The following is an 11,847-nucleotide window of genomic DNA, read 5'->3' as shown; positions in this document are numbered from 1 at the left end:
GGCGAGCGCCTGCTGCGGCGCTCGCCCCCGGTCCTCGTGCGTCGGCGGGGGACGGTGTCAGCTCTTGGAGACCGGCCCGTCGGTGTCGGAGACGCCCTCCAGGGCCTTCAGGCCGGCGTCCATGACGACGTCCTCGCCCCGGTCCTCGATGGTGGGCTTCTCCGGGTAGTGGCACGCGGTCAGGTGACCGGGCTTGCTGCCCTCGATGCGCAGCAGCGGCGGCTCCTCCGTGGCGCACTTCTCCGTCGCCTTCCAGCACCGGGTGCGGAAGCGGCAGCCGGACGGCGGCATGATCGGCGAGGGCACGTCACCGGCGAGGCGGATGCGCTCGCGCTTCGTCGCGTCGATGTCCGCGTCCGGGACGGCCGACAGCAGCGCGTGCGTGTACGGGTGCCGCGGGCCGTTGTAGATCGAGTCACGGTCGGCGATCTCGACGATCTTGCCGAGGTACATGACCGCGACGCGCTCCGAGAAGTGCCGGACGATCGCCAGGTCGTGGGCGATGAAGACGAACGCGATGCCCATCTCCCGCTGCACTTCCTGCAGCAGGTTGACCACCTGGGCCTGGATCGACACGTCGAGGGCCGAGACCGGCTCGTCGGCGACGATCAGCTTCGGCTCCAGGGCGATGGCGCGCGCGACACCGATGCGCTGGCGCTGGCCGCCGGAGAACTCGTGCGGGAAGCGGTTGTAGTGCTCCGGGTTGAGACCGACGATCTCCAGGAGCTCACGGACGCGCTTCTCACGGCCGCCGGGAGGGTTGATCCCGTTGATCTCCATCGGGCCGGAGATGATCGTGCCCACCGTCTGCCGCGGGTTCAGCGACGCGTACGGGTCCTGGAAGATCATCTGGATCTCGGACCGGACCGGCGCCAGCTTGCGGCGGTCGGCCCGGCTGATGTCCTGGCCCTTGTACTCGATGGTGCCCGCGGTCGGCTCGTAGAGCCGGGTCAGCAGCCGGCCGGTGGTCGACTTGCCGCAGCCGGACTCACCGACGAGGCCGAGGCTCTCGCCCGGGTAGACCTCGAAGTCCACGCCGTCGACGGCCTTGACGTGGCCGACGGTGCGCCGGATCGGGAAGCCGCCCTTGATCGGGAAGTGCTTGGTCAGTCCGCTGACCTTCATCAGCGGCGCCTCGTCGCTGCCCCGCTGCTGCGGGACGGCGTCGACGACCGCCGTGGTCTTGTTTTCGTTGTCGCTCATGGTGATGCCCCAGTCGCCGGTTTCCGCTCAGCCCAGCCGGGGCTGAATCGTGTCGATGAAGACCTGCTGCCGCTGCTCCCCCGTCAGGTGGCAGGCGGCGGCACGTCCCGGGGCGAGCGTCGGACGCTCCCCCGAGCACAGCCCGCCCTGCACCTTGTCGGTGTGCGCGCACCGCGGGTGGAACGGGCAGCCCGACGGCGGGTTCAGCAGGGACGGCGGCGAGCCGGGGATCGGCATCAGCGGCTCGTCGACGCTCGCGGACAGCCTCGGCATCGAGCCGAGCAGACCCCAGGTGTACGGGTGCTGAGGCGTCTTCAGCACCTCGCGCACCGTGCCGCGCTCCACGGCGCGGCCGGCGTACATCACGAGGATGTCGTCCGCCATGTTGGCGACCACGCCGAGGTCGTGGGTGATCATGATGATCGCGGAGCCGAACTCCTGCTGCAGGTCCTTGAGCAGGTCGAGGATCTGCGCCTGCACGGTCACGTCGAGCGCGGTGGTCGGCTCGTCGGCGATCAGCAGGTCCGGGTCGCAGGCCAGTGCCATGGCGATCATGGCGCGCTGGCGCATACCGCCGGAGAACTGGTGCGGGTAGTCGTCCACGCGCTGCTGCGGGTGCGGGATGCCGACCTTCTCGAGCAGGTCGATGGCGCGCACCCGGGCGTCCCTCTTGGAGGCGCCGGTGTGCTTCATGAACGGCTCGGCGATCTGCCGGCCCACCGTGTAGTAGGGCGACAGGGCCGTCAGCGCGTCCTGGAAGATCATCGCCATCTTCTTGCCGCGCAGCGTCTCCAGCTGCTTCTCGCTCGCGTCGGTCAGCTCCTTGCCGTCCAGCGTGATCGAGCCGTCGATGGTCGTCGTCTTGCGGTTGTGCAGACCGAGGACGGCGAGGTTGGTCACGGACTTGCCGGAACCGGACTCGCCCACGATCCCGAGGGTCTTGCCGCGCTCCAGGTCGAAGGAGAGCCCGTCCACCGCCTTGACGATGCCGTCCTCGGTGGAGAAGTGGACCTTGAGGTCGCGCACCGAGAGGAAGGCGTCCCCCGAGGCGGGAGCAGCGGCCTCTTCGGGCTTGGTCTGAGTGGTCACGGTGGTTCTCCTAGGACAGGCGCACGCGCGGGTCGATGACGGCGTACAGGGCGTCCACGATCAGGTTGAAGACGATGATGAGCGCGGCGCTGACCAGCATGACGCCCATCAGCATCGGCAGGTCCTTGTTGATGACGGAGTTCAGCGCGAGCCGGCCGAGGCCCGCCAGGCCGAAGGTCAGCTCGGTCACCATGCCGCCCGAGAGCAGCGAGGACAGGTCGATGCCGAGGATGGTGACGATCGGGATGAGGGAGCCGCGCCACGCGTAGCGGAAGAACGTGTAGTTGGCCGACATGCCCTTGGCGCGCGCGGCTCTGACGTGTTCCTCCTGGAGCTGCTCGATCATCGAGGAGCGGCTCATACGGGTGTAGTTGGCGGTGAAGATGGTCGCCATGACGACCCAGGGGATCAGCAGGCCCATGAACCAGCCGCCGAGATCCTCGGAGAAGGGCACGTACTTCGGCTTGTCCAGCCAGCCCGTGGTGTAGACGAGCGCGAGCAGGACCAGCGGGCCGAGGAAGTAGATCTGCAGGGAGCTGACGACCAGCGAGCCGGAGCTGAACACCTTGTCGATCCAGGTGCCGCGGTTCTTGGCGGCGAGCAGACCGGCGCCGAGGCCGAGGATCAGGAAGACCAGGAGGCTTCCGACGGTCAGCGACAGCGTCAGCGGGAAGCGGTCGACGATCGTGTCCCAGACGTTCTGGTTGTTGGCGAAGGAGACGCCGAAGCAGGGGGCGGCACAGTGGCCGACGGCGAAGTCACGGCCGGCGAAGATGCCGACGAGGAACGTCCAGTACTGGACGGTGACCGGCTTGTCGAGGCCGAGGTTCTTGTGAATGATCGCCAGCGCGTCCGGAGTGCAGTTCTTTCCACAGGCCAGAGTGGCCGGGTCCTGCGGGATGGCGAAGAACATGAAGAACGTGAACGCACTGATCAACAGCAGAATCAGCGCCGCGCCGAATGTCCGGCGGATGAGGAATTGAAGCATGGCAGGCAGCTGCTCTCAGGACGGCGGCAATCGGAGGGGGGTCTGGCAGGGGGGTGGGGGACGGGTGGTGGGCGCTCCGCCGCGCGCCCACCACCGTCACCCCGACCTGGCGGGTTACTTCTTCAGGAAGACGCGGGTGACGTCCACGTAGCTCGAGTCGGAGCTGTAGCGGATGCCGCCGATGTTCGAACCGAAGATCTGGAAGACCTTGGTGTAGTAGATCGGCGCGGCCGGGTTGACTTCCTTGGAGATGTACTCGTTCAGGTCGGCCCAGGCCTTGGTGGCCTCGGTCGTGTCGGTGATCTTCGCGATCCGCGCGATCTCCGAGTTGACCTTCGGGTCGTTGATGTGCGAGTAGTTCGACGCACCGTCCTGGATGGCGTTGCCGTCGTACAGCGGCGGGAAGACGGTGGACGCGGACGGCCAGTCCTGACCCCAACCGGTCATGTACAGGTCGTAGCCGTTCTTGACCTTGCCGACCTGCTCGTACCAGGTGGAGGCGTCGATCTCCTTCTTCTGGATGTCGAGACCGATCTTGCCCAGGGCGTCGGCGATCAGCACGGCCTGCTGCTGGCGGACCGGGGTGTTGCCGTAGGCGTAGACGAGCTTCTTGCCCTCGAAGCCGCCCTCCTTGATGAGCTTCTTCGCGGCCTCGATGTCACCGTTCGGCTTGCCCTTGCGGTTGAACGGGTCGAACGCCTCGTCGTAGCCCGGGGTGGTGGGCGACATCAGGGAGTTGGCGACCTCGCCGCCGTAGGCGCCACCGTCGGCCTTGAAGACCGAGGCGGAGGGCAGCGCGAGGGTGATGGCGTCGCGCAGCTTCTTGTCCTTGACGCGGTCCAGGTTGAAGTTGAGCTGCCACACGTACGGCGCGTAGCCCTGGATGGTGCGCTTCATCGCGGCCTTGTTGCCCACGACCTGCTGCAGCTGCGTGGTGGCGACCTGGCCGGTGAACATCATGGCGTTCTTGGCCTCGCCCTGGTCGGCCAGGAGCGTCTTGGTCTGGTCCTCGTCATCGTGGTTCATGCTGATGTCGAAGCCGTCCACGTACTGGTGACGGACCGAGTCGGACTTGGGGTCCCACTTGTCGTTCTTGACCAGCTTCATGGACTTGCCGGGCTTGAAGTCGGAGATCTTGTACGGACCCAGGGCGACCGGGTCGTTGTCGTACTTCTCCTTGGTGTCCGTCTCCTCGGGCACGATGCTGTAACCGGGCATGGTCAGCATCTGCGGCAGGTCGACCTGGGCTTCCTTGAAGTGGAAGACGATCGTCTTGTCGTCCGGGGTGTCCAGGACCGTCTTGGGCAGGTGCTTGCCCTTGCCCGGACCCGCGTACGCCTTGCGGTAGGTGGTGCCGGCACCCGACAGCGCCTGCTGCAGGTAGGTCGGACCGTCCGTGATGTAGGACGCGTACAGGCGCTCGACCGTGTGGCGGATGTCCGCCGAGTTGATCGGGTTGCCGTTCTCGTCCTTCAGGTCGTCCTTGAGGGTGTAGGTCCAGGTCTTGCCGCCGTCCGAGACCTTGCCCGCGTCGGTGGCGAGGTCGCCCACGACGGTCAGGTTGCCCTGGTCGTCCTCGTCGTACTGGGTCAGGCCGCGGTAGATCAGACGGCTGAGCAGCTTGCCGTCGGAGACGTAGATCTGGCCCGGGTCCAGGTGGGAGAAGTCACCCTCCTGGTACACGGTCGCGACGCCGCCGGGCTTGGCGCCCGGGACCTCGGGAGCCGGACCGGTCGACGCCTTGGCGTCACCGATCACCACGGGCTTGGACTGCGCCTTCGCATCGTCCTTGGTCTTGCTGTTGTCCTTGCTGGAGCTACCGCCGCCCCCGCCGCAGGCGGTGAGGGTCAGGGCGCCCGCGGCGACCGCGACTATGGCGGCCGAAGCGGCGCGGTTACGGAAGATGCTCATTGAGACGATCCACCTGCCTGTGAGTAGTGAGCACTGCTGGTACCGGGCCGGTCGGTGCCGTACGGCACCGGGCCGGCCTGGCGGAGTGTGGGGGGAGGGTGGGAGATGGCCCGGGGAGGGTCAGCGTCCCGTCTTGGGGTCGAAGGCGTCCCGTACCGAGTCGCCCAGGAGGTTGAACGCCACGACGAAGATCACCATGGCGATGCCGGGGAAGAGCATGTAGTACGGGTCCTGCTCGATGGTGCGTGCACCGATGGCGAACATCCGGCCCCAGTCCGGGGTGGGTTCGACGTATCCGACGCCCACGAAGGACAGGAACGCGATGCTGAGGATCGTGCTGGGCAGCGTCAGGGTCGCCTGCACGAGCGTGGGGGTGACGATGTTGGGCAGAAGCTCCTTGCGGATGATCCGCCAGGGCGAGGCGCCGGAGATCCGGGCGGCCTCGATGAACTCGCGGTCGCGCAGCGACAGCGTGGCGCCGCGGACGATACGCGCCAGGCTCATCCAGCCGAGGAAGGACAGGACGATGATGATCGCGGCCGACCGGACATAGGTGGGCGTCTCCTCGTCGGGGGCGACGAACACCGTGGTGATGACCGGCATCGCCGCGACGAAGAACAGCTGGCTGGGCAGCGCCATGAAGAAGTCGGTCATCCGGCCGAGCCAGTAGTCGATACGGCCGCCGAAGAACCCGCCGGCGAGGCCGATCAGCACACCCAGGATGGTCATGATGAGCGTCGCGGCGAGGGCGGTGGCCAGCGAGGTCCGGATGCCGTAGACCAGCTGCATGAAGACGTCGCGGCCCAGGACCGGCTCGATGCCGAACCAGAACTCTCCGTCGATGCCGCCGGCGGGCTTCGCGGGCATGGTGAACATGTCCAGAAGCTCGGGCCTGTCCTGGCCGTACAGCGTGTACGGGTCCTTGCCGTAGACCATCGAGATCAGCGGCGCCGCGGCGGCGATCAAGAAGAAGAACAGGACGACGAAAGCGGACACCACGCCGGTCCGGTCGCGCTTGAACCGCGCCCACATCAACTGGCTGGGGCTGCGCCCCGCGAGCTTCTTAGGCTCCTCGGCCTTGCCCGGTGACGCGCTCTCTTTGTCCAAGGCGGAGGAGGTGTCAACACCCTCAAGCTCGATTGGACTCGTCATGATTCGTCCATTTCACAGGTTGGAGGTCACCGGGGAGGAACACTGACCCGGCGGCCTTCGCACGGCGTACGTATCCGCAGCGCGCGAGGGGGAACAACGACGGAGGGGCGTCGGCCGCCCCTGGGGGAACCCTGGCTCGCGACCGGCTGGGGGCCGGCCAACGGAACGAGTCGTCAAGGAAGTTCGCGACGCCGCGTCGCGAACGCAACCACCGTGACGGCACTGAGCGCACCCGCGGGGCCTACACCTGCCATCGGGGACGACGCGACCCATATGGCGCTTGTGGCACCTCGCATGGGTTCCTCCTCATGAATCCGCTGGTTCACCGCAAAGAGAGGCACACGACACCTTCCGGTCCCGTTCCGGTACCGAAAGTCGTCAGGTGCCCCCCGCGCTCGCGAGTCGGCGCAGTCAGCGCGTGACCCGTTCAGACGAGCTCTACGCGCCTAACTATCTGCCATCGGCCACACGACGAACCACAGTCTCGAGGTCTCGGTTCGATCACAGATAGGGGCCAGGTCTTCCAAAATCCGGACAAAGGGTTTGGCGAGAGATCACTACGAAACGGACTTGTTACACATCTATCGGAGCGAGCCGTCCGTATAGCGGACGGCCGTCTCGAAAATGAGTTGCCGCTCACCCGCCGAAAAGGGAGGGTGCCCGCGGGGCGCTGTGCCCCCTGCCACACGCCGGCCGGGACGACCCGGACCGTGCGTGACCGGACCCGCGGGTTACCGGCAGTCGCACCGCCTCCGCTTGCGGGCAGGATAGTGCGACCTGTCCCGTTCTCCCGCACCTCACAACGGATTCAAGGGTTTTCCCTATGCCGTTCACGTACGCCTGTCACCGGCCCCGGACGCACGACGGCACCGGACACCCCGGGCAGGGGCCGTCCGGTGCCGTCGGAGCGTGCGTCAGCCGTGCTTGGCGCGGCTCGCGGCGCGGGCGCGCTCGCGGGCGTCCAGGTTCACCTTGCGGATGCGGACGGCCTCCGGGGTCACCTCGACGCACTCGTCGTCGCGGCAGAACTCCAGGGACTGCTCCAGCGACAGCTTGCGCGGCGGGACGATCGACTCGGCCACGTCGGCCGTGGACGACCGCATGTTGGTGAGCTTCTTCTCCTTGGTGATGTTGACGTCCATGTCGTCGGCGCGGGAGTTCTCGCCGACGATCATGCCCTCGTACACCTCGGTGCCGGGCTCGACGAACAGCACGCCGCGCTCCTGGAGGTTCGTCATCGCGAACGCGGTGACGGCGCCGGAGCGGTCGGCGACCAGGGAGCCGTTGTTGCGGGTCGTCAGCGTCCCGAACCAGGGCTCGTGGCCCTCGTGGATCGAGTGGGCGATGCCCGTGCCGCGGGTCTGGGTCAGGAACTCGGTACGGAAGCCGATGAGACCGCGGGAGGGCACGACGAACTCCAGGCGCACCCAGCCGGAGCCGTGGTTGGACATGTTGTCCATACGGCCCTTGCGGACGCCCATCAGCTGGGTGACGGCACCCATGTGCTCCTCGGGCACGTCGATCGTCATGCGCTCGACCGGCTCGTAGGTCTTGCCGTCGACCTCCTTGGTGACCACCTGCGGCTTGCCGATGGTCAGCTCGAAGCCCTCACGGCGCATCTGCTCGACCAGGATGGCCAGCGCCAGCTCGCCGCGGCCCTGCACCTCCCAGGCGTCGGGGCGCTCGGTGTCCAGGACGCGGAGGCTGACGTTGCCGATCAGCTCGCGGTCCAGGCGGTCCTTGACCTGGCGGGCGGTGACCTTGCGGTCCTTGACGGCCGCCTTGGCGTCGGCGCCCTTGCCGGTGCCGCCGCGGCCGACCAGCGGGGAGGTGTTGGTGCCGATGACCATGGAGATCGCGGGCTCGTCGACCGTGATGAGCGGCAGCGGCACCGGGTTCTCGGGGTCGGCCAGCGTCTCGCCGATCATGATGTCCGGGATGCCGGCGACCGCGCAGATGTCACCCGGGCCCGCCTTCTCGGCCGGCTTGCGGGTGAGCGCCTCGGTCATCATCAGTTCGGAGATGCGCACGTTGGTGACGGAGCCGTCGCGCTTCATCCACGCGACGGTCTGCCCCTTCTTCAGCTCGCCCTGGTGGACGCGCAGCAGCGCGATACGGCCGAGGAAGTTGTCGGCGTCCAGGTTGGTGACGTGCGCCTGGAGCGGGGCGTCCTCGTCGTAGGTCGGGGCCGGGATGTGCTGGAGGATCGTCGAGAAGAACGGCTCCAGGCTGGTGGAGTCCTCCGGGACGGTGCCGTCGGCCGGCTTGGTCAGCGAGGCGATGCCGTCACGGCCGCAGGCGTAGACGATCGGGAACTCGATCTGCTCCTCGTCCGCGTCCAGGTCCAGGAAGAGGTCGTAGGTCTCGTTGACGACCTCGTCGATCCGGGCGTCCGGGCGGTCCGTCTTGTTGATGCAGAGGATGATCGGCAGCCGGGCGTGGAGGGCCTTGCGCAGCACGAAGCGGGTCTGCGGGAGCGGGCCCTCGGAGGCGTCGACGAGCAGCACCACACCGTCGACCATCGACAGACCGCGCTCGACCTCGCCACCGAAGTCGGCGTGGCCGGGGGTGTCGATGATGTTGATCGTGATGGGGTCCCCGCCGTCCTTGGGGTGGTACTTCACCGCCGTGTTCTTGGCGAGGATCGTGATGCCCTTCTCACGCTCCAGGTCGTTCGAGTCCATCATGCGGTCGTCGACCGAGTCGAGCTGGTGGGCGGCGAAGGCACCGGCCTGCTTCAGCATGCCGTCGACGATGGTGGTCTTGCCGTGGTCGACGTGGGCGACGATGGCGACGTTGCGGATGTCGTGGCGCGTGGCCATATTGCGGCGTACTCCCGGAGTGTGAGGACGGCCCTGCTGCGTACGTCTGTGTTACGCGGGCCCTGCCGGGCGGAACATGCCACGGCCTCACCCCATGGTACGGGGCCGCGGCGGCCGGGGCTTGGCGGGATGTGACCGCGCAGGTCAGCACCCCTTTGGGCAACGCGAAGGGCGCCGCTGGGGCCCGATCGGCCCGTGCGGCGCCCTGGAGCGGCCTCTGAGTGCCGGCGCTACGAGGCGGAGGGGGCCGGCTGCCCCTTCGCGCCCTTCTTCAAAAAGCCCATGTCCTCGAAGACCGGGGCGCCGAACCCGAAGGCGCCCGCGTTGACGAGGTCCGTGCGCGCGGCCGTCAGCTGGGGGCGCTGGTAGAGGGGGATCGAGCCGGCCGCGGCCCAGATGCGGGAGTCGGCCTTGCGGATCAGGGACCGGGACTCGGACTCGTTCAGCGTGCTGACCGCCTGCTCGAAGAGCTGGTCGACCTGGTCGGTGCCGACGCGGGTGTAGTTCTGCTCGACGTTCAGCGAGCCGTCGGCGGCCGGGACCGGCTTGGCGTAGATCGGCCGGGCGTCGGTCGCGGGGAAGGCGGAGCCGGGCCAGGAGTAGAGGGCGAGGTCGTACTGACCGGACGCGATGTGGTCCTTGAAGTAGCTCTCGTCCGAGACCTTGGTGATCTCGGTGCGGATGCCGACCCGCTTCAGCATGAGGCCGATCCGGTCCGCCACCGTGCGCAGGGTCCCCGACCCCTCGCCGTCCGGCACGACGAAGCGCAGCGTCAGCGCCTTGCCGTCCTTGGCGAGCGGGCGGCTCGCGGCGCCCGCGGGAGCGGCCGTGCCCTGCGGGGCGTACGCCCCGGGCGCACCGCCGGGCAGCTGCTTGGCGCCGTACTGCTTGCCGTCCTGGGCGAGGTGGCGGGAGTCCTGGCCGTCGGCGCTCTTGTCGTCCTCGCCGACGATGTAGGTGTCGTCGTCGGACTTCTTGCCCGTCTTGGACTCGCCGTCCTTCTCGGCCTTCTCCCCCGAGTCCTTGTCCTTGCCCTTGTCCTTCTCCTTCTTGTCGGACTCGGCGCCGGCGGCCTTCTCGCCCTTCTTCTTCTCCTTCACGGGTCCGCCCGGCACCCACCCGGCGTCCACGAGGAGCGCCTGCGCCTCGGCGGTGTCCTGGCCGCCGATCGCCCCGCTGTTGTCGGCGTAGGCGGCCTGCCCGGCCAGTGCGAGGTGGCTGCCGACCGGCTCGGCGGGCAGCCCGAGCGGCCGCAGGACCGTCTCGGCCAGCTTCTCCCGGTCGAGGGCGCGGGCCACGGCCCGGCGCACCCGCTCGTCGGCGAGCGGTCCGTCGCCGCCGCCGTTGAGCGCGAGCTGGGTGTAGGAGGGCTCGAGCGACTTGCGGACCTCGAAGCCGTGGAAGCGCTCCTTGTCCTTGCGCTGCGCGGGCGTCAGCTTCTTCAGGTCCGGGCCCATCAGCGGGGTGCCGGAGGCGCTGGCCGACGGGCCCTGGGGGCGGGGCGCGGCGACCGCGATACGGCGGGCCGCGGCCGGGTCGACGTCGGCCAGGTCGAGGCGTCCGGCGGCGAGTTCGGCGGCCCGCTCGTCGCGGGGGACGGCACGCAGCACGATCTCGGAGAGCTTGGCCGGCCTGCCCCACCAGCGGGGGTTGCGGGTGAGGCGGATCTCGTCGCCCTTGTGGTCGATCTTCCGGACGGTGAACGGGCCGGCGCTGACCTTGAGCTTGGTCCGCGCCCCGTCGTTGAAGGAGTCCGGCGTGCCCATGACCTCCTTCGGGTACAGCGGCGAGAACAGCGACCGCCAGTCCGCGTACGGGCGGGCGAAGGTGACCCGCACCTCCAGGTCGTTGTCGCCGCGCTCGATCTTCTGGATGCGGTCGTAGCCGGCGTTGCGGGCGGTCCAGTAGGCGCTGTCCTTGCCGGACAGGGCCCGCCACTGGGCGGCGAAGTCGGCGGCGCCGATCTCCCGGCCGTCGCTCCAGACGGCCTGCTGGTTCAGCTTGTACAGCACCACCTGCTTGGGCTCGGTCTCCACGACCTCGGCGGACTCCAGGTACGCCTCGTTGCGCTCGGGCCGCCCGCTCTCGTCGAGCCGGTACATCGAGGGGAGCGTGGCCTGGGCGATCCGGGAGGTGGTGGCGTCGGCGTCCGACTGGAAGGTGTTCAGCGTCTCCGGCACGGAGTCGACCGCCCAGCGCAGGGTGCCGCCGTCGGCGATCCGCGCCCGGGCGGCCGGGGCGATGTCCTGGCCGGCCAGCGGCTTGCCGGCCGGGTCCGGGTCGCTGCAGCCGGCGAGCACCGGCAGGGCCAGTACCCCCGCGGTGAGGAAGGCGGCCGAGCGCATGACCGCGCCGCGGCCGGGCCTGGTTCCGACGCCGTCGTGGGACATCTGCGTACCTCCGGGGAGCGGCTCCCGCCGGTGACAATTAGTGCGTTCTGATCACGTTTGGCGGTATTTTGGTGCTGATCAGATCTACGGCACCCCACTGAAGAGGAAAGGGTTCGCCAGGCGCAGACGACACGGCGCCGGGGGCGTGCAAGGCCACCCGTGCGGAGCACAGCGCCCCGCACACTCCTTCGATCCCCCGGCGCGCACAGAGCGCGTGCGAGCGCGCGCCGATGGCGCGCAATCCGCCAATCGCTGCACACGCCTTCACAGAGGCAGGTGTGACGCGCAACAC

7 protein-coding genes are annotated in these 11,847 nt (G+C 68.6%); all 7 read right to left on the bottom strand.

Annotated features, from left to right (window positions below):
- Nucleotides 1–57: 57 nt before the first annotated feature.
- Nucleotides 58–1,203 carry a dipeptide ABC transporter ATP-binding protein gene (locus tag ACFV46_RS23840; protein ID WP_361926266.1) on the bottom strand — a complete coding sequence of 382 codons (1,146 nt, stop codon included), beginning with the start codon at nt 1,201–1,203 and terminating at the stop codon, nt 58–60.
- Nucleotides 1,204–1,230: 27 nt separating this feature from the next.
- Nucleotides 1,231–2,292 (bottom strand): ABC transporter ATP-binding protein, encoded by a 1,062-nt coding sequence (locus tag ACFV46_RS23835; RefSeq protein ID WP_361926269.1) that lies wholly within the window; start codon nt 2,290–2,292, stop codon nt 1,231–1,233.
- 10 nt (nt 2,293–2,302) lie between these two features.
- Entirely contained in the window at nt 2,303–3,280 is a 978-nt protein-coding gene (locus ACFV46_RS23830; protein WP_361926271.1) for an ABC transporter permease, read from the bottom strand.
- Nucleotides 3,281–3,394: 114 nt separating this feature from the next.
- Nucleotides 3,395–5,191: an ABC transporter substrate-binding protein gene (locus ACFV46_RS23825; RefSeq protein ID WP_385499568.1), complete on the bottom strand. Its 1,797-nt coding sequence runs from the start codon at nt 5,189–5,191 to the stop codon at nt 3,395–3,397.
- Nucleotides 5,192–5,311: 120 nt separating this feature from the next.
- A complete protein-coding gene (locus tag ACFV46_RS23820; RefSeq protein ID WP_361926277.1) occupies nt 5,312–6,343 on the bottom strand; it encodes an ABC transporter permease in 1,032 nt (343 codons plus the stop codon).
- A gap of 914 nt (nt 6,344–7,257) precedes the next feature.
- Entirely contained in the window at nt 7,258–9,165 is a 1,908-nt protein-coding gene (gene typA / locus ACFV46_RS23815; protein WP_361926279.1) for a translational GTPase TypA, read from the bottom strand.
- A 230-nt stretch (nt 9,166–9,395) separates the two neighbouring features.
- Nucleotides 9,396–11,555, bottom strand: a complete 2,160-nt coding sequence (locus ACFV46_RS23810; protein ID WP_385499567.1) for an ABC transporter family substrate-binding protein — start codon at nt 11,553–11,555, stop codon at nt 9,396–9,398.
- Nucleotides 11,556–11,847 lie beyond the last annotated feature (292 nt).

The organism is Streptomyces sp. NPDC059852, from assembly GCF_042731455.1.
Classification (GTDB): Bacteria; Actinomycetota; Actinomycetes; order Streptomycetales; family Streptomycetaceae; genus Streptomyces.
The sequence above is the reverse complement of the archived record's forward strand: the minus strand, read 5'-3'. Positions and strand labels throughout refer to the sequence as shown.

Bases quoted from the DNA above. Each gene is read 5' to 3' on its own strand.
- ACFV46_RS23840 (WP_361926266.1), bottom strand. From the start codon at position 1,203: ATGAGCGACAACGAAAACAAGACCACGGCGGTCGTCGACGCCGTCCCG.
- ACFV46_RS23830 (WP_361926271.1), bottom strand. From the start codon at position 3,280: ATGCTTCAATTCCTCATCCGCCGGACATTCGGCGCGGCGCTGATTCTG.
- ACFV46_RS23825 (WP_385499568.1), bottom strand. From the start codon at position 5,191: ATGAGCATCTTCCGTAACCGCGCCGCTTCGGCCGCCATAGTCGCGGTC.
- ACFV46_RS23820 (WP_361926277.1), bottom strand. From the start codon at position 6,343: ATGACGAGTCCAATCGAGCTTGAGGGTGTTGACACCTCCTCCGCCTTG.
- typA (WP_361926279.1), bottom strand. From the start codon at position 9,165: ATGGCCACGCGCCACGACATCCGCAACGTCGCCATCGTCGCCCACGTC.
- ACFV46_RS23810 (WP_385499567.1), bottom strand. From the start codon at position 11,555: ATGTCCCACGACGGCGTCGGAACCAGGCCCGGCCGCGGCGCGGTCATG.